The sequence below is a fragment of the Nocardia sp. bgisy134 genome (assembly GCF_965341865.1).
Taxonomy (GTDB): domain Bacteria; phylum Actinomycetota; class Actinomycetes; order Mycobacteriales; family Mycobacteriaceae; genus Nocardia.
The window spans coordinates 74,240-92,128 of the sequence record NZ_CBDQZP010000006.1 but is presented as its reverse complement, the minus strand read 5'-3'; the positions used below and the strand labels follow the sequence as shown (position 1 = coordinate 92,128).

Genomic DNA, 17,889 nt, shown 5'->3' with positions numbered 1-17,889 from the left:
GCCTCGCCAGGCACGCAACGGAATTCGCCTCGCGTGTGCCAGACTCTCGAAACATGTCTGATTCCGCGTCGCTGAGCAGGGCCGAAGTGGCCGCCATCATCGATCACACCTTGCTGGCGCCGGAGGCGACGCCCGCCGAGGTCGCCGCGCTGGTGGACGAGGCACGCGCACTCGGGGTCTACGCGATCTGCGTGTCGCCGTCGATGCTTCCGGTGCGCGCGCCGGGACTGGTGCTCGCCACCGTCACCGGATTCCCCTCGGGCAAACATCATTCGCTGGTGAAGGGCGCCGAGGCCAGGCTCGCGGTGGATCAGGGCGCTGCCGAGGTCGACATGGTCATCGATGTGGGCGCGGCGCTGACGGGCGAGTACAACGCCGTGCTCGCCGACATCGTCACGGTGCGCGAGGCCATCGCCGATCGCGCGGTGCTCAAGGTCATCATCGAATCGGCCGCACTGCCCGACGACGCGATCGTCGAGGTGTGCCGCGTCGCCGAGCGCGCTGGCGCCGATTTCGTGAAGACCTCCACCGGATTCCATCCCGCGGGCGGCGCGAGCGCGCACGCGGTGCGGCTGATGGCCGATACCGTCGGCGGCAGGCTCGGGATCAAGGCCAGCGGCGGCATCCGCACGGCCGAGGCGGCGGCCGAGCTGATCGCCGCGGGCGCGACCCGGCTCGGTCTGTCGAAATCCCGTGCGGTGCTGGAGGGTTTCCCCGCCTGAGCTCCGGCCGCCGCGCGTGTGCGCGGAAAACGGCCGGAGCGGAGGATGTTTCGTCGTCGCAGATCAGCAGCGCAGCTCGGCGTTGTTGCTGTTGTCGGCGGCGGGCAGTTCGGTGTGACCGCCTGCCAGCTGCACCGCGACGCCGTTGTCGGTCACCTTGATCTCGGTGGCCTTCAGGCCCATCGGGTAGCTCTGCAGGCTCTGCGTGATGACGTCGACGATGCCCTCGACCAGATCGGTCGGCAGACCGATGCCGAGCAGCTCGGCCGACTTGGTCTGCACCTCGACGGCACCGTTGCGTACCTCGGGATGCACCTGTAGCTGGGCGAGTCCGCCGAGCACGTCGAGCGTGATCATGCCGGTGGCCGACGACGAGCGGACGCCACTGACCATGCCGCCCAGCGTCTCCTGGATGCCCTCGTTGCTCCAGGTGACGTCCGCGGAGGAGCTGCCGACGCTGCCGCCGCCGTTGCCGCTGTTCACGCCTTCGAGGTCGTTGAACTCGGCGTGCACCACCATGCCGACGGCGGGACCGAACTTGTTGTCCTTGCTGTCCACGGTGACCGACGAGACCTTCCCGTCCAGCCAGGTGATCAGCATCGGCTTGGCGCCGAAGCCCACCTCGATCTGTGAGCCCATCTCTTTCTCGAACTGGCTGCTGATGCAACGGGAGACGACGTGGCGCGCGTACGCCTCGCCGCCGACCAGGATCGTGACGAGCAACGTGGCGACCACGACCAGGGCGATCACCAGCGTGCGCCTGCTGACTTTCAGCGCGGTGGACGGCTTCGTACTCATGCGGACGATTCTTCACGACGTTTCTGTGTGCGCTCTGTGGGCGCGTTGAGGGTCTCGAATGTGACATGTGACACAGAATTCGAGCGTAGCCTGGTCTGCATGGCTGGCGATGCGGCGGGCCGCGCACCCGAATCAGTGGACCAAGGGTGGCGTGTGCTGCGCAGGCTGGCCGGGCGACACGCCGGATTCTTCACCACACGCCAGGTGTTGCGCACGGGATGTGAGGCCAAGGTGCGGGCGGGGCTGGGGGACGGATCGGTGACAAGGGCCGGCGTCGGAATGCTGCGGCTGACCGAATGGCCGGAGGGGCCGCTGGACGAATACGCGATGTGGGCGGCCTGGTTCGACGGCGCCGCCGCCGTTTCGCACCAGAGCGCGGCCGAATTGCACGGTATGGGGCGGTTGCGCCCGCGGTTTCTGCATCTGTCGGTGGGCGCCGGTCGCCCGCCGGTGACCCCGCGACTCGTGGTGCTGCGCCGTCCGCTGATCGGCTCGGACGTGGAATCGGCGGGCGCGTTCCTGGTGACGACGCCGGTGCGCACCGTGCTCGATCTCGCCGAGGCCGACATCGGGCAGGCGGCGCTGGACGAGGTGGTCGGCGACGCGGTCGCCATCCGCCGGTGCGCGGGCTCGGAAATCCGTTCGGCCAGTGTGCGTCTGCCACCGAGGGCCGCGGCCAGGGTGCATCGCGCGCTGACGGGGCTGTGAGACGCGTGGCCGCGATCATCCGGTCCTGCTATGAATTCCGGGTTCGTCCGGTTTTGCCGGGCGCGCGATCGTGGCAGGGTGACTGATCATGGGGTCGGTAGGTACGGGCAGGTGGGATCTGGTTTTTCCGTCCGGAGCGCCCGATCGGGTCGGCGACATGTTCGCCACCGCCGTGATCGCCGACGCCGTGCGCCGGTACGACGCCGATCTCGCGCAGTGGGTCGAGACCTGCCGCGACTGGTCGCGCCAGTATCGCTCGGTGTTTCGGGGGATGACCGCGCTGGCGGCCAGCGCGACCGACGCGTCGGTGGGCATCGCGGGCGAAGGACTGCGCGCCACACGCGATCTGCTGCGGTTCGTCGCCGGGTACAGCGTGGAGCCGCTGCGCGGGGTGGAGATCGGAGCGGTGGCTGCCGACGGCGGGCTCGACACGGGAACCGCCCGAGGCGCGGGGAAAATCGCTCGCCGCCTGGAGGTTCCGTTCGGCGGCGCGGTGCTGGCCGAGGAGGCGCTGCAACGCAAGCTCACCGACTGGCGGCAGCGCGGGATCGTGGAACCCGGTTTCGCCGCCGCGGTGGAACGGGTGATCGACCATCCGGAGTGGCTGGCGCTGCCGGGATTTCGGGTGGTGGTCGCAGGCGCGGGGGAGCTGACGCCGCTGCGCCCGCTGCTGCGCTGGGGCGCCGACGTGCTCGCCGTGGCGCGACCGGGTCCCGCGCGCTGGCACGAGCTGGTGCGGGAGGCCGAGGCGGGCGCGGGCGTGCTGCGCTATCCGCTGGTCGACGGGGAACCCGGCGCCGACATCACCAGTCAGTTCCCCGCCCTGGTGCATTGGATCCGAGAACACCTGCCCGGCGAGATCTTTCCGGTGTTCGGCGGGTACGTGACGCGCCGCGGCCCCGGCGGTGTCAGGCTCGCCGCCGCCCTCGATCTGCTGGCCGCCGACCTGCTCGCCGCGCGGCCCGACGCCGCGCTGGCCGGGGCGGGCTCGCCGACGGACTGCTACGCGGTGCCGGAATCGGTCTTCGCGCAAGCGCATTCGCGTCTGCACGAGCGCGGGCCGCAGAGGCTCGGTCGAGACGCACTGCGCGTGCTGACCCGATCCGCCCTCTACCAGCCGAACTATCGGACCGTGGTGGCCGATGGCACGGGCGCGAACTGGTCCGTCACCGACGCGCTGTTTCCATTTCAGGGACCGAATCACGCGCTCGCCCAGCGGATCCTGCGCTGGCGCACGCTCTCCGCTCGGGCCGCGGGCCACCTGGTCTCCTACACCGTCGCGCCGCCGACCTGGACTCGCGGGGTGCTGTCCCAGCGCTCACTGGCCGCCGCCTGCCGCGGCGCGCACCGCTACGGCGTGGAGATCTTCGAACCCGACACCGCCCGCACCCTGCTCGCCGCCAAGCTGGTCGCCGACCTCAACGACCCGGCCCCGGCCGATCCGAACCCGGAATCCCTCTTCGCGGCGGGCGCGGCGCACGGCGGGCTCTGGCGGCTGCCATTCGAGCCGCGGTCTCTGCTGCCCGTCGCGATCGTCACCGGACACCTGCGCGGGCTGCTGCGCTCGGCCGAACGCGGTCACTGACGGGGCGCGACGAGCGACCACGGCACCGAGAGCACGCAGTCGCGCATGCGCCTGCGGTAGTCGCGCACCGGAAAGCCCTGCGCGCGAAGCTGTTCCGCGGCGGCGCGCCAGCGGACGCGTGGCCCGAACGGCGCGAGCGGCGCGGCGTGCGCGTACGCGCGATCGGCGGCCAGCAGCAGGGCGTGGATCGGCTCGCCGGGCACATTGCGGTGAATGAGCGCCTTCGGCAGCCGCTCGGCGATATCGGAAGGCCGTTCGACGGTGAACGGATCCCAGGCCAGCGTCAGTGACAGCGGGCCGGTGCGGTCCAGCAGCACCCAGGCGCTGCGGCGGCCGAGTTCGTCACACGTGCCGTCGACGAGCAGACCGTCGGGCGCCATCGCCGACCGGATGGTCGACCAGGCGTCCGGCACCGCGGACTCCGGATATTGGCGCAGCACGTTGAACGCGCGCACCAGTACGGGACGCAGACCGGCCAGCTCGAAACCGCCCCTGGCGAACGAGACGCCGTCGCGGCCCGGCACCACCCGGTCCGGATCGATCTCCAGACCCACCATCCGCACGTCCGGGCGCACAGTGCGCAGCCTGGCCGCCAGCTCGAAAGTGGTCCACGGACTCGCGCCGTACCCGAGATCCACCACCAAGGGATCGAGCGCCGCCGACAGGCGCGCGGTGACCAACTCGTCGTGCATCAGCCAGCGGTCACTGCGCCGCAGCCGGTTGACGCCGGTGGTCCCCCTGGTGATCGTGCCTATCGGTTTGTTCAGCTGGTCGGGTTTCGCTCTTCCAGCCACTTCACCGTTTCCTCGGCCTCGCCGCGGAACAGATCGACGAGGTTCACCAGCATCAGCTGCTCGAGCCGCGGTCCGACCATCGGAATGAACACCTTCGCCTCCGAGGAGAAACGGACGGTGCAGCCGGTCTCGGTGGGGAACAGCTTGATGGTGCCGCCCAGGCTGCCCGGCCCGGCCGGAATCGACGCCGAGAACTTGCCGACCGTCTCCTCGCCGTTGTACGGGCCCCAGCTCTCCTTGCGGGTGATGATCATGTCCTTGCGCATCACCGTCTGCGCGATCTCCGGCAGCATCTCGCGCGGCAGGGTGTGACGCAGGACGACCTCGATCCCCGAATCGCTCACCTCGAGGCTGCTCACCTCGTTGTCCGGCGTGTACTTCCGCATCTCGGCGACCCGCGCCTCCCAGTACTCACGGGTCGACAGCGCCGCGTACAGCTCCTTGGTGGTGTGCAGCGGGTAGCGGGCGGAGTAGTCCAGTCGGCGTGCCATTCGGGAAAGGGTACTGAGTTGTCGGCGCGCTGGCGCGCGCGGGTTCGCGGCCCTTTATGTCTCGCGTCCGAGCGGTCGAGACTCGCGACTGCGTCGCATGCGCTTCGACCGCTCGGACGCGAGACGGCTGCGAACGGGCTCGTAAGACTCGCCCTGGGGGTGGTCGGCAGGGGCAGGGATGCTGCGTTTGGGGTCGGCGTGCGCCGTGGCACTGTGCCTGCTCGGCGGCGGGATTTCGCCTGCCGCCATCGCCATGCGGAGACTCGGCAGCTGTGCCGTGGCTACCCAGGTCGAGGGCGGGGATTGGCGCGCTATCGCGCCTTGTCTTCAGGGCTCCTTCGACTCGACGACCGGCACCTGCCACGGCAGCTTCTGATCGATCGGCTGCCAGCGCGAAGCCTCGAGCGTCAACACGGGCCAGTCGAGGCGTTTGGCCGTGGTGGAGGCGATGTCCTGCGGGGCGCCGATCCAGCCCATGACTCGTCCCAGGGCGGTGATGTGGTCGAGATCGGCCAGGTCATCGAGTAAGACGTGTTCGACGCGGGCGACCACCGCGTTGAGGGTTTCGCTTGACGGCCTCGGCCAGTTGGTCCTCAGTGCTGGGTGAGCCAGATGTTGGTGAACTCTTCTTCCGACTGGAGGAGTTCGGTGAGGCGTTCCTGGATGGCGGATTCGATCTTGCCGCCGAAGAGGGGGACCTTGACTTCGATGGTGCCTTCGACGGTGGTGGTGGCGGAGGTGCCGTCGCCGGTCAGGGTGATGGCGCCGCGGATGGTGGCGGGGGCGCCCTCGACGCGGACGTCGAAGTCGGCGGTGTTGCCGGTCCAGTTCTCGGTGCGCGGGATGATCAGGTCGCCGGGGCGCACGGCGGTGATGGCGGGCGGCAGCTGTTCGGCGGCGATGGCCTGCACCATCTCGACGCGCACCTGGTCACTCTGCACGGTGACCGACTCGAGGCGAGCGTTCGGCCCGCCGACCTCGGCGATACGGTCCTTCCAGTACTGCTCGTTGCCGAAGGCCGCGCGCACGGCGGCGACCGAGTGGGAATAGCGGGCCGTGAACGCCAAGGGTGTAGCCATGGTTGGACACGCTACCGTCTGGAGCGTGCGAACTTCACGTGTGGTGGCGACCGATCGGGCGCGCGATGTGCTTGCCGACACCGGCGCGCTGGTGCGCGACGAGGTGCGGCTTGCCGAGCTGACCACGCTGCGGGTCGGCGGTCCCGCGCTCGTCGCCGAATGCGCCTCGACGCAGTCGCTGGTGGCGACGGTGCGCGCGCTGGACGCGGCGGGCGTTCCGGTGCTGCTGCTCGCCGGCGGCTCGAACCTGCTCATCGATGACGCCGGGTTCGACGGCGTGGTGGTGCGTATCGCGACCGAGGACGTCCGGATCGGCGCGGACGGCGTCGTGGCCGAGGCGGGCGCGAATTGGGATGCGGTGGTCGCCGCGACCGTGGCGGCCGGTCTCGGCGGGCTCGAATGCCTGTCCGGCATACCGGGTTCCGCGGGTGCGACGCCGGTGCAGAACGTGGGCGCCTACGGCGTCGAGGTGGCCGATCTGCTGCGCCGGGTGCGGCTGCTGGACCGGGCGAGCGGCGAGATCCGCTGGGTGGAGCCCGCCGAGCTCGGCTTCGGCTACCGCACCAGCGTGCTCAAGCACCGCGACGACGCGGTGGTGCTCGAGGTGGATTTCGCACTGAACCCGGGCGGAACCAGCGCACCGCTGCGCTACGGCGAATTGACCAGGGTGCTGGAAGCCGCGGAGGGCGAGACCAAGCCCGCGGCGCTGGTGCGAGAGGCGGTGCTGCGCCTGCGGGCAGGCAAGGGCATGGTGCTCGACGCCGCCGATCCCGACACCTGGAGCGCGGGCTCGTTCTTCACCAACCCGGTGGTTCCGCACGCGCGGGTGCCCGAGGTGCGGGCCGCGATCACGGCCCATGTGGGTGACGTCATGATTCCCACCTATCCGGCCGAGGACGGCGTGAAGTTCTCCGCGGGCTGGCTCATCGAACGGGCGGGCTTCGCCAAGGGCTTCCCCGGCCCCGACGCCGCGGCCCGACTCTCGACGAAACACACACTGGCACTGACGAATCGCGGCGCCGCGACCGCCACGGACCTGGTGGCGCTCGCCCGCGTCGTGCGTGACGGCGTGGCCGAGCGTTTCGGCATCCGGCTCGAACCCGAACCCGTCACCGTCGGTGTCACGCTCTGATCGGGGGAACAGCGGGCGCGCAGCGCGATGACCAGCACGATCGTTAGCCAGGCGTAGATTCGATGCGGTGAGTAAGCGTCCCGTGACCCGTCGACCGATGGCCGCCGTGTCGGCCGTATTGCTCGTCGTGATCGCGCTGGTGGCGGGTTGCTCCGCCGGCGGCGACGGCAAGCCCGGCGCCGCATCCGGTCCGGTGGCCGAAGTGACCATGACACCCGCCGACGACGGCGAGGACGTCAACCCGGTCGCACCCGTCTCCGTGACGGTCGCGGACGGAGTGATCGACCAGGTGGCGCTCACCAACGCGGCGGGCAAGCAGGTGCAGGGCGAGCTGAGCCAGGACAGGCGCACCTTCCGCATCACCGAACCGCTCGGCTACGACGCCGCCTACACCTGGTCGGGCACCGCCGTCGGCGCCAACGGCAAGTCCGTCCCGATCGACGGCTCGTTCCACACGCTCACCCCGAAGAGCACCGTCCCCGCGACGGTCAATATCGGCGACGGCCAGGAGGTCGGCATCGCCGCGCCGATCATCCTCCAGTTCAAGTCCCCCGTGACGAACAAGGCGGAGGTGGAGAAGGCGCTGACCGTCACCACCGATCCGGCCACCGAGGGCGCATGGGCCTGGTTCCCCGACGACAACGGCGGCTCGCGATTGCATTGGCGGCCGAAGCAGTACTGGACGCCCGGCACCACCGTGCACGTCGCGGCCAAGTTCTACGGACTGGACCTGGGCGGCGGCCACTACGGCTACTCCGACCTCACCTCGGATTTCCGCATCGGCCGCAGCCAGATCGTCGAGGCCAACGCGCCGAGCCATCGCATGCGCGTGGTGCGCGACGGGCAGACCGTCTTCGATTTCGCGGTGAGCTACGGCGAGGGCAACGAGGCGCGCAATGTGACGCGCTCGGGCGTCCACGTGGTCACCGAGAAGTACGAGGATTTCCTGATGTCGAATCCGCCGTATTACACCAACGTCAGGGAACGGTGGGCGGTGCGCATCTCCAACAACGGCGAATTCATCCACGCCAACCCGGAATCCCTGTCGGCGCAGGGCTCGGCGAACGTCACCAACGGCTGCATCAACCTCTCGCCCGCCGACGCCCAGGCGTATTTCCCGACCGCGCTCTACGGCGACCCGGTCGAGGTCACCGGCACCTCGATCGCTCTCTCCGCCGCCGACGGCGACCTCTACGACTGGACCATCGACTGGGCCACCTGGAAGACGATGTCCGCGCTGGACGGTTCCGCGGCCCCGGTCGTCTCCGCGACGCCGGTCACGCCGGGTCCGCCGCGGTAGGCGCACCTCCGGCCGGGATCGTCCCTACCGCTGCGAGCTGCCGACTGTGGGGTCGACCCGGTCGAGCTTCGCCAGCGTTTCGGCGTTCTGCGTGGCGCGGGCGTCGGCGCTCTGCTTGGCGAGCAGGTCGCGGATCTCGATGAGCAGTTCGATTTCGGTGGGCTCGGCGGCCTTGGTGGTGCCGAACCGGTTCTTCAGGGTCTTCATCGGCAGGATGAGCACGAAGTAGAGGACCGCGGCGATCATCACGAAGTCGATGATCGCGGTGACGATCGGGCCGACGGCGATGAACGTCGCGGGCTTGCTCGGCACCAGGTGGAAGCCGAGGCCGAGTTCGTTGGCGTTGCCGAGAACGGCGAGCAACGGGTTGACGACGCCCTTGGTCACCGCGGTCACCACCGCCGTGAACGCGGTGCCCATCACGACCGCCACGGCGAGATCGATGACATTGCCGCGCATCAGGAACTCTCTGAAGCCCTTGAGCATGAGTCGAACAACTCCAATCTGGTGTAGTCGAATTTCAGAAAAACCATCCGATGCTAACCGCGACTCCGCAACTCGGCGAATTCACAGCAAACGATCTTGTGGATGATTTCCGGCAATAAGGACACCATCGAGCCGTCGGTCGTGCGCCCTGGACTCGTCCGCCCGCAGCATCGGCGGGCCCGCCGCCGCGCGCGGCGAGCGAGCGGCTCAGGAACGCCGCGCGAATCGTCCCGGATCGGCCTGATCCCGCGGCTTCACGATGATCTGGTCCAGATTCACGTGCGGCGGCCGTGAGGCGACGAACCCCACGATCTCGGCGATATCCGCGGCGACCAGCGGATCGATCCCCTCGTACACCTTCGCCGCCCGCTCGGCGTCGCCGTCGAAACGCACCAGCGAGAACTCGGTCTCCACCGCGCCGGGCGCGATCTCGGTGAGCCGCACCGGCTGGCCGAGCAGCTCGCCGCGCAGGGTGCGGTGCAGCACGGCCTGGGCGTGCTTGGCCGAGGTGTAACCGGAACCGTTGTCGTAGGTGTGGAACGCGGCGACCGAGGTGATGGTGACGATCAGGCCGTCGCCGGACGCGATCAGCTTGGGCAGCAACGCCTTCGTGACGCGCAGCGTGCCCAGCACGTTGGTCTCCCACATCCAGCGCCAGTCGTCGAGATCGGCCTCGCTCACCGGCGCAAGGCCTTTCGCGCCGCCCGCGTTGTTGACCAGCACGTCGACCGTCGGCACCGCGTCGGTGAACGCCGCGACGGACTCCTCCGAGGTGACGTCGAGTTCCATTGCCGTGCCGCCGATTTCGTCGGCGAGAGCCTTCAGTCTGTCGAGCCTGCGCGCGCCGACGTACACGTGGTAGCCCTGTGCCGCGAGTTCCCGCGCGGTGGCTTCCCCGATGCCCGAACTGGCTCCCGTGACGACGGCGGTGCGATTGCTCATGGGGGCGATCTTATGTGCGGAGTGTTTGCGGGTGCCGCGCGCTGTCGCGCGGATCACCCCGCGCGGATCGTCGGCGCGCGCCCTTACGCTGGGTGCCATGGCACTTCGGGAAGCGGTCAGCGCGGACGGCACCACCATCGTTTATCGGGTCGACGGCCCCTCCGACGGGCGGCCCCTCGTCCTGGTCCACGGCTGGTCGGCGAGCCTGCGCTGCTGGGGCGGCGCGGCCGACGATCTGGCCGGCCGCTTCCGGGTGATCGCGGTCGATCTGCGCGGTCACGGCTATTCCGGCGTCCCGGAGATCGGCTACGACGACCCCAAGAACTGGGCCGCCGACCTCGCCGCGGTGCTCGCGGCCGAGGGGATCGCGTCCGGCGCGGTGCTGCTCGGCTGGTCCTACGGCGGCATCGTGATCAGCGACTACCTCACCGCCTACGGCACGGGCGCGGTGGCGGGCGTGGTGTTCACCGGCTCGATGGCCAACATCGGCCGCGACGTGCCCGGCGCGGCCACCGGAACGGCCATGCAGCAGGCCATCCCCGGCGTCTTCGAGACCAGCGCGGGCCGCGCCACCAGGGCCTTCGCCGTGTTCGGCAACGCCAATACCGGTCCGGGTCCGGACAAGGGCGTGGACGCCCAGCGGCTCTTCGGCATCAGCCTGTCCACCCCGCCCTCGGTGCGCAAGGCGCTGTTCTACCGTTCCGTCGACAACACCGAAACCCTTCGCGCCCTGGACATTCCGGTGCTCGTGCTGCACGGCGAAGCGGACCCGGTGGTGCCCGTCGAGAACGGCCGCTACATCGCGGAGAACACCCCGCACGCGCGCACCTCGTTCTGGCCGGATGCGCAACACGGTCTGTTCATCGAGGACCGCCCGCGCTTCGTCGCCGAAGTCACCGAGTTCGCCGACAGCCTGTAGCCCTTCGGTACGCACATACATTCGAATCGCAGGTCAACGCGTTCGGCGAGCCCACCGGCTCGCGGTGTGTGATGACTCTCACTTGGCCGGTAGGCGGCGTCGGGAGCGGTTAGCCACCGTGCACTATGGATGGTGTGAGTCAACGTGCAGACCTACGGCCGAATCGGATAGCCGTGCTGTCGGTGCACACCTCACCGCTCGCGCAACCGGGCACCGGCGACGCGGGCGGCATGAACGTCTATGTGCTGCAAACGGCTCTTCAGCTGGCACGACGCGGGACCGAGGTCGAGATCTTCACCCGCGCCACCTCCTCGAACGTGCCTCCGGTACAGGAGGCGGGACCGGGCGTGCTGGTACGCAATGTGGTGGCGGGCCCGTTCGAGGGGCTCGACAAGCACGACCTGCCCACTCAGCTGTGCCCGTTCACCGCGGAGGTGCTGCGTCAGGAGGCGCGCCACCAGCCCGGCCACTACGACCTGGTGCACTCGCACTACTGGCTGTCCGGTCAGGTCGGCTGGCTGGCCAGGGATCGCTGGCGGGTGCCGCTGGTATTCACCGCGCACACCTTGGCCGCGGTGAAGAACGCCGCGCTGGCCGAGGGCGACTGCCCCGAGCCCGCCACCCGCGAGATCGGCGAGAAACAGGTCATCGCCGAGGCCGACCGTATGGTCGCCAACACCGCCGAAGAGGCGCGTCAGCTCGTCGAGCTCTACAGCGCCGACGCCGAACGCATCGACGTGGTGCCGCCAGGCGCCGACCTGGCCCGCTACCGCCCCGGCGACAAGGCCGCGGCCCGCGCCGAGCTCGGCTTGGCCGCCGACGAGAAGATCGTCGCGTTCGTCGGCCGCATCCAACCGCTCAAGGCGCCCGACGTGCTCGTGCGCGCCGCCGCCGAGTTACTGCGCACCGATCCCGCCCGCAACCTGCGTGTGCTGATCGTCGGCGGGCCGTCCGGCTCCGGCCTCGAGCGTCCCGACGCGCTGATCGAGCTCGCCGCCGAACTCGGCATCACCGACCGCGTGACCTTCCTGCCGCCGCAGCCGCCGGACCGGCTCGTCCAGGTGTACCGCGCCGCCGACCTGGTCGCTGTGCCCAGCTACAACGAGTCCTTCGGCCTGGTCGCCATCGAGGCGCAGGCCACCGGCACACCGGTGCTCGCCGCCGACGTGGGCGGTCTCGGCACCGCCGTCCGGCATGGCGAGACCGGACTGCTGGTGGCCGGTCACCGCATCCCGGACTGGGCCGCCGCGCTCGGCACGCTGCTGGACGAGCCGCGCCGGCTGCGTGCGATGCGCGACCGTGCGGTCGAGCACGCCGCGAACTTCTCCTGGGAGCACACCGCCGACGGTCTGCTCGCCAGCTACGCCGCCGCACTGTCCGATTTCGGCGCGGGCGAGTCCGGCGGCGCCCGGCCGACGGTGCTCGACGGCCCGCTCGCGACGGAACGCACTAGCCTGTCCGGTGCCACGCTCCTCGGCGAGGGCGGACAGGTCAGATCGCGGGCGCTGTGGCGGCGCAGGATGGGAGTGCACCGATGACCGATACCCAGGCCACCGCGCGGCTGATCGACGAGACACTGCGGGACCGGGAGATCGAGTACACCCGCCCGAGCGAGGACGTCTTCGTCGTCGTCCTGCCCGGTGAGCGCAAACTGAAGACGACGCTGATGCTCACCGTCGGCAAACACGGCGTGCGCGTCGAATCCTTCGTCTGCCGCAAGCCCGACGAGAACTTCGAGGGCGTCTACAAATTCCTGCTCCGCCGCAACCGCCGCCTCTACGGCGTGGCCTACACGCTGGACCGGGTCGGCGACATCTACCTGGTCGGCCGCATCGCCACGCACGCCGTCACCGAGGACGAGCTCGATCGCATCTTCGGCCAGGTGCTCGAGGCGGCCGACGCCGACTTCAACGTGCTACTGGAACTCGGCTTCGCGGAATCCATTCGGAAGGAATGGAAGTGGCGGGTCTCCCGCGGCGAGTCACTGAAGAACCTGCGCGCGTTCGAGCACCTGGTGGAATCCTCCGAGAACTCCTGACCGCCCGCACCCGATTGGGGTCCGGCAGCCACTCGGCGGTGAGCCCGATGGTGCGCGGCAACCTTCTGACGCGAGCTGGCGATGCCCGCCGATCCAAGCCTGACGGTGCCTCGCGCTGCCAGATGCTGACTGCCTGATGATGCGCCGACCGTTGGGCGCGAAGCCTGGCGGTGCGCACTGGGCGCTGGACAACTAGGCCGCCGGACGCGGGATCCGACGGTGCCCGTTGAGCGCTGAGCGTGCCCCCGCCAAGCCTGATCGTGCCCATCGCCCGCCCAGTGTTGGGGCTGGAGATGCTGGCCGGCCGCGCTGGGAGGTGAGAATGATGGTGCTCGCCGAAGGGTTGGCTGTGCTCGCCGAGCGCGCGAAGGCTGTGGTTGATGATTGCCTGCCGCGTACTCAGTCCCGATGGTGTCTGGGAACCGCTGGGCGCCAGGCCTGGTGGTGTTCGACTGCCGACTGCCGACTGCCGACTGCCGACTGTCGACTGCCGTGGCTGATGATTGCGTGTCGCGTGCTGAGTTCGATGACGTCCGGCTACCGCTGGGCGCGAGGTCCGATGGTGTGCCGGATGTGGAGGCTGATGATGCTCGACTACCGCCGGATGGGGAGGCCGATGGTGTTCGTCGACCGCCGGGCGTGGAGACCGATGGTGCCGGTCGGCCGTCGGGCAACTACCGTTGGCGACCGCACAGCAAGATCATTCGGCACCGGACCGTCGCGCCATCGCGGCGGTCCGGTGGCGTTGGGAAGTGGGGGTTTCAGATGACCGTTCTCGCATTGGACATCGGCGCGACCAAGATCGCGGTCGGATTGGTGGGGGCCGACGGGATGACGCACGAGGTCGGCCGCATCCAGGTGCCGCCGACCGGCGTGTGGGACGCGGTGCGCGGGCTGCTGCTCGCGGCGGCCAACGGGTCCGATATCGACCTCGTCGGCATCGGCGCGTGCGGTCCGGTGGACGCGCCCGCGGGCATCACCACCCCGCTCAACATTCCGGAGTGGCGCGACGGATTCGCGCTGGTGCCCGCGGTGCAGGAAGTGTTCCCGGACGCCTCGGTGCGCTTCGCCATCGACGGCGTGTGCCTCGCGCTGGCCGAGCGGCATTTCGGCGCGGCGCGGGAGACGCCGGACGCGCTGGCCATGACGGTGTCCTCCGGCATCGGCGGCGGCGTCGTCGTGGGTGGCATGGTCGCGGTCGGGCACACCGGCAATGCCGGTCACATCGGCCACATGATCGTCCCGGGGTCGACCGATCCCTGCGCCTGCGGCGGCGTCGGCTGCGTGGAGGCGGTGGCCAGCGGCCCGTCCTCGGTGCGGTGGGCGCGCGAGCGCGGCTGGGAGGGCAACACCGGCGTGGAGTTGGCCGTCGACGCCCAGGCGGGGGACCGGATCGCCAAGGCGGCGCTGCGGCGCGCGGGAATCGCGCTGGGACAGGTGATCTCGTCGGCGGCCGCGCTGCTCGACGTGGACCTGGTCGTCGTCGGCGGCGGTTTCGCCCAGTCCGGCGAGCCACTGTGGCGACCGTTACAGGAGGCGCTCGGCGCGCACGCCCGCATCGACTTTCTCCGCGACCTGCGCGTGGTCCCTTCGGAATTGGGCGATCAGGCCACCTTGGTCGGCGCCGGACTGCTCACTGCCCTCGCTCCGGCACCCTGACCAGGGCTCGGGCGCGAAGGCCGCGCGTGGCAGGATGACCGTCATGACGTACACCCTCGTGCTGCTGCGCCACGGCGAGAGCGAATGGAATGCCCTGAATCTGTTCACCGGCTGGGTGGACGTGCACCTGACCGACAAGGGCATCGCCGAGGGCAAGCGCGCGGGCGAGCTGCTCGCCGAGCACGGCATCCTGCCCGACATCGTCTACACCTCGGTGCTGCGTCGTGCCATCTCCACCGCGAATATCGCGCTGGACGCGGCCGACCGGCACTGGATTCCGGTGGTGCGCGACTGGCGGCTCAACGAGCGTCACTACGGCGAGCTGCAGGGCAAGAACAAGGCGCAGATCCGCGAGAAGTACGGCGACGAGCAGTTCATGCTGTGGCGTCGCAGCTACGACACCCCGCCGCCGCCGATCGACCCGGCCAACGAGTACAGCCAGGAAGGCGACCCGCGCTACGCGGGCATCGAGGTGCCCAAGACCGAGTGCCTGCTCGACGTGGTGAACCGGATGGTCCCGTACTGGGAGTCGACCATCTCCAAGGAGCTGCTCACCGGTAAGACCGTGCTGGTCGCCGCGCACGGCAACTCGCTGCGCGCGCTGGTCAAGCACCTGGACCAGATCTCCGACGACGACATCGCAGGCCTGAACATCCCGACCGGCATCCCGCTGCGCTACGAGCTGGACGAGAACCTGCGTCCGGTGCGTCCGCGCGAGTACCTGGACCCGGAGGCCGCCGCGGCGGGCGCGGCCGCCGTCGCGAGCCAGGGCGGTAAGTAGTACGAAACCGAGAATGCGCCGCGGTCGGTAATCGACCGCGGCGCATTTCTCGTTCGGCGGGGCGGTCGATCCGGGCGCCGCCATGCCTGTGTTCTCGGCGAGAATCGCCGCGCTTCGGCCCGCTCTCCGGCGTGTACATGCGCGCGGCCGCGGCCGATGCGGTAAACCTTCATTCCGGCGCACGGATCTCGCGAAGACCCACATACCCAGTGGCTATCGCGTGCTGTCAGGCATATGTGAATTGCGATTCCATCAGCTCTCCGTGAATCCGGGAGTTCTTACCGACTGGTAAGTTGTGTATGCTTCCGGACGTTCGACCAGTCCGAGAGGTGGATCACGTCCGATGAAGTACGCGTTACGGGCCACAGTCGCGGCGCTCGCCGCCGCCGTGCTCGTTCCTTTCCTCGCCACTGGCGCGACCGCCGCGCCCGCCGCGACCGGTCCCGACGGCGGCGCCGCCGGAGCGGCGTGGACCGCGACGGAGGACGGCGCCCAGCAGTACCCGAACGTGCACATCGAATGGGATGTGCCGGTCACGATGAGCGATGGGACGGTGCTGAAGGGCAACGTCTACCGGCCCGCCGACGCCTCCGGACGACCGATCGACGCGCCGACGCCGACCATCGTCAACCTGACGCCCTACACCAAGCTGGTGTCGAACCTCGCCGACCACGCGCAGTCCGTTCCGGTGCTGTCCGACGCGCTGCTCGAGCTGTTCCGGCAGATCGATTTCAGCGGCACCCCGCTGTCCGGCGTCACCGACCTCACCAAGGCTTTCGGCGGCGGCGAACTGCGCAACTTCACGGTGGACCGCCAGCTGATCAAGAGCGGGTACTCGCAGGTCGTCGTCGACGTGCGCGGCACCGGCTTCTCGCAGGGCGAGTGGGACATGCTCCGCGCCCGCGAGCAGCAGGACACCCTCGAGGTCATCGACTGGGCCTCGCGCCAGCCGTGGTCGGACGGCAAGGTCGGCATGAACGGCATCTCCTACTCGGGCATCAACCAGGTGCAGGCCGCGGCGCAGCAGCCGCCCGCGCTGAAGGCGATCTTCCCGGTGGTGCCGGGCAGCGACCTGGTCAACGACGTGCTCGCGCCCGGCGGCGGCTTCGGCTTCAACTTCATCCCGCTGTGGCTCACCGCGATCAACACCCTCAAGTGGGCGCCGGATCTCCAGTCCATCGTGAACGGCCAGTTCGACTGGGAATGGCTCGCCGATCGAGCCGCCTCCCCGCTCACCTTCATGGACGTGTTCCTGAACGCCTACACCGCAACGCGTTTCGAGGACGCCGACCCGCGCCTGCTCGGCCTGCTCAGCCACAACAGCCCCGAACGCGGCGACTACGTCAGCGATCCCAGACAGATCCAGGTGCCGACCTTCGTCGTCGGCGGCTGGCACGACCTGTTCACCTACTCGGAATCCCAGATCTACAACGAGATTCCGCTGCCCGCTGGTCAGAAGCAGCTGCTGATGGGCAACACCTATCACGTGAACTCCGGCAACGAGTACGGCAAGCCGGGCCTGCCGCCGCGGCTGGACGTGTTGCAGCGCGCGTGGTTCGACAAGTGGCTCAAGGGCATCGACAACGGCATCGACAGCTACGGCCCGGTCACCCTGCGTCAGCAGGGCGGCGGATGGGTCACCCAGAACGGTTTCGGCGCGTCGGCCGTCGGCGAGGCCGCCGCGCAGCACCGCCGCATGTACCTGTCCGCGGAGCCCAGCGGCACCGCGCGCAGCGTCTACGACGGCTCGCTCACCGGCGACGCGAACGCCGACACCGCGCGGCTGACGGTCGGGCCCGGCCTGACCACCGTGTGCTCCAACGATGCCGCGCAGGGCAGCGCGGGCATCCTGTCGATCATCGACGGCTGTGCCAAGGATTCCCGTATCGCGGAGTTGAACGCGCTCACCTTCACCAGCGCGCCGGTGGCCGACACGACCACCATCTCCGGCCCGATCGCGGTGCGGCTCAACACCGTTCAGGACGCGGCCGACGGCTACTGGACGGTGACCGTCAACGACGTCGCGCCCGACGGCCAGTCGACCGTGCTCACCTCGGGTCAGCTGATGGCCTCGCTGCGGCAGGTGGACGAGGCCAACAGCACCCGCTCGGCCAACGGCGACTACACCGACCCGCGGCCGTTCACCTCGCTGGAGACCAGGCAGCCGACCGTGCCGGGTGAGGCCGCCACGCTGGACATCACGCTCAGCGCCACCGAGGCGGTTCTACAGCCGGGCCACCGCCTGCGGGTGGACGTGTTCGCGGGGAACTTCCCCAAGGGCCTGCCGGTCCTGCCGATGCTGCTCGACACGGAGTTGAAGCCGCAGCACGTGCAGCTGGACCCGGAGCGCCCGAGCTTCGTGAACATTCCGGTACGCGGCAATCACGGTTGGTGAATCCCGTCTCCCGAGGGGCGTCTTCGAAACAGAAGGTGCCTCACCAGGCGTCTGCCTCCC

18 protein-coding genes are annotated in these 17,889 nt (G+C 69.6%); 11 read left to right on the top strand and 7 right to left on the bottom strand.

Annotated features, from left to right (window positions below; translation table 11 throughout):
- Positions 1-53: 53 nt before the first annotated feature.
- Positions 54-722 (top strand): deoxyribose-phosphate aldolase, encoded by a 669-nt coding sequence (gene deoC / locus ACRWNM_RS12980; RefSeq protein ID WP_431966981.1) that lies wholly within the window; start codon positions 54-56, stop codon positions 720-722.
- Positions 723-785: 63 nt separating this feature from the next.
- Here deoC and ACRWNM_RS12975 read toward each other — a convergent pair whose 3' ends face one another.
- A complete protein-coding gene (locus ACRWNM_RS12975; protein ID WP_431966979.1) occupies positions 786-1,520 on the bottom strand; it encodes an LmeA family phospholipid-binding protein in 735 nt (244 codons plus the stop codon).
- Positions 1,521-1,619: 99 nt separating this feature from the next.
- On the opposite strand from ACRWNM_RS12975, the gene ACRWNM_RS12970 reads away from it, so the two are divergent.
- Together ACRWNM_RS12970 and ACRWNM_RS12965 are read left to right on the top strand one after the other, a co-directional pair.
- Positions 1,620-2,228 (top strand): hypothetical protein, encoded by a 609-nt coding sequence (locus tag ACRWNM_RS12970; RefSeq protein ID WP_431966977.1) that lies wholly within the window; start codon positions 1,620-1,622, stop codon positions 2,226-2,228.
- A gap of 88 nt (positions 2,229-2,316) precedes the next feature.
- On the top strand, positions 2,317-3,813 hold the full coding sequence (locus tag ACRWNM_RS12965) for a hypothetical protein (RefSeq protein WP_431966975.1): 1,497 nt from the start codon (positions 2,317-2,319) through the stop codon (positions 3,811-3,813).
- On the opposite strand, the gene ACRWNM_RS12960 is transcribed toward ACRWNM_RS12965, so the two are convergent.
- The 4 genes from ACRWNM_RS12960 to ACRWNM_RS12945 all read right to left on the bottom strand — a co-directional run bounded on the left by ACRWNM_RS12960 (position 3,807) and on the right by ACRWNM_RS12945 (position 6,177).
- On the bottom strand, positions 3,807-4,607 hold the full coding sequence (locus tag ACRWNM_RS12960; protein ID WP_431966973.1) for a class I SAM-dependent methyltransferase: 801 nt from the start codon (positions 4,605-4,607) through the stop codon (positions 3,807-3,809). The two genes, ACRWNM_RS12965 and ACRWNM_RS12960, sit on opposite strands and share 7 nt — an antisense overlap.
- On the bottom strand, positions 4,577-5,098 hold the full coding sequence (locus ACRWNM_RS12955; RefSeq protein ID WP_431966971.1) for a DUF2505 domain-containing protein: 522 nt from the start codon (positions 5,096-5,098) through the stop codon (positions 4,577-4,579). Before ACRWNM_RS12955 ends, ACRWNM_RS12960 begins: the two co-directional genes overlap by 31 nt.
- Before the next feature lie 327 nt (positions 5,099-5,425).
- A complete protein-coding gene (locus ACRWNM_RS12950) occupies positions 5,426-5,650 on the bottom strand; it encodes a hypothetical protein (protein ID WP_431966969.1) in 225 nt (74 codons plus the stop codon).
- Positions 5,651-5,691: 41 nt separating this feature from the next.
- Positions 5,692-6,177, bottom strand: a complete 486-nt coding sequence (locus ACRWNM_RS12945; RefSeq protein WP_431966967.1) for a DUF2505 domain-containing protein — start codon at positions 6,175-6,177, stop codon at positions 5,692-5,694.
- 67 nt (positions 6,178-6,244) lie between these two features.
- Here ACRWNM_RS12945 and ACRWNM_RS12940 point away from each other — a divergent pair, with 67 nt between their 5' ends.
- A complete protein-coding gene (locus ACRWNM_RS12940; RefSeq protein WP_431967424.1) occupies positions 6,245-7,309 on the top strand; it encodes a UDP-N-acetylmuramate dehydrogenase in 1,065 nt (354 codons plus the stop codon).
- 97 nt (positions 7,310-7,406) lie between these two features.
- Positions 7,407-8,609 (top strand): L,D-transpeptidase, encoded by a 1,203-nt coding sequence (locus tag ACRWNM_RS12935; RefSeq protein WP_431967422.1) that lies wholly within the window; start codon positions 7,407-7,409, stop codon positions 8,607-8,609.
- Between the two features lie 24 nt (positions 8,610-8,633).
- Here the strand turns inward: ACRWNM_RS12935 and mscL are convergent, their stop codons facing one another.
- Both mscL and ACRWNM_RS12925 read right to left on the bottom strand, forming a co-directional pair.
- Positions 8,634-9,095 carry a large conductance mechanosensitive channel protein MscL gene (gene mscL, locus ACRWNM_RS12930; RefSeq protein ID WP_431966965.1) on the bottom strand — a complete coding sequence of 154 codons (462 nt, stop codon included), beginning with the start codon at positions 9,093-9,095 and terminating at the stop codon, positions 8,634-8,636.
- Positions 9,096-9,302: 207 nt separating this feature from the next.
- A complete protein-coding gene (locus tag ACRWNM_RS12925) occupies positions 9,303-10,037 on the bottom strand; it encodes an SDR family NAD(P)-dependent oxidoreductase (RefSeq protein ID WP_431966963.1) in 735 nt (244 codons plus the stop codon).
- A 97-nt stretch (positions 10,038-10,134) separates the two neighbouring features.
- On the opposite strand from ACRWNM_RS12925, the gene ACRWNM_RS12920 reads away from it, so the two are divergent.
- The 6 genes from ACRWNM_RS12920 to ACRWNM_RS12895 all read left to right on the top strand — a co-directional run bounded on the left by ACRWNM_RS12920 (position 10,135) and on the right by ACRWNM_RS12895 (position 17,829).
- Positions 10,135-10,956, top strand: coding sequence for an alpha/beta fold hydrolase (locus ACRWNM_RS12920; RefSeq protein WP_431966961.1), 822 nt, complete (start codon positions 10,135-10,137; stop codon positions 10,954-10,956).
- 125 nt (positions 10,957-11,081) lie between these two features.
- The gene (mshA, locus tag ACRWNM_RS12915) at positions 11,082-12,494 is read left to right on the top strand and encodes a D-inositol-3-phosphate glycosyltransferase (protein WP_431966959.1); all 1,413 of its coding nucleotides are present in this window, start codon (positions 11,082-11,084) and stop codon (positions 12,492-12,494) included.
- The gene (locus tag ACRWNM_RS12910; protein WP_431966957.1) at positions 12,491-12,994 is read left to right on the top strand and encodes a YbjN domain-containing protein; all 504 of its coding nucleotides are present in this window, start codon (positions 12,491-12,493) and stop codon (positions 12,992-12,994) included. The genes mshA and ACRWNM_RS12910 overlap by 4 nt, the downstream gene beginning before the upstream one ends.
- 765 nt (positions 12,995-13,759) lie before the next feature.
- Positions 13,760-14,653, top strand: coding sequence for an ROK family protein (locus ACRWNM_RS12905; RefSeq protein ID WP_431966955.1), 894 nt, complete (start codon positions 13,760-13,762; stop codon positions 14,651-14,653).
- Between the two features lie 43 nt (positions 14,654-14,696).
- Entirely contained in the window at positions 14,697-15,434 is a 738-nt protein-coding gene (locus ACRWNM_RS12900) for a phosphoglyceromutase (protein WP_431966953.1), read from the top strand.
- Between the two features lie 343 nt (positions 15,435-15,777).
- The gene (locus tag ACRWNM_RS12895) at positions 15,778-17,829 is read left to right on the top strand and encodes a CocE/NonD family hydrolase (protein ID WP_431966951.1); all 2,052 of its coding nucleotides are present in this window, start codon (positions 15,778-15,780) and stop codon (positions 17,827-17,829) included.
- Positions 17,830-17,889: the final 60 nt, after the last annotated feature.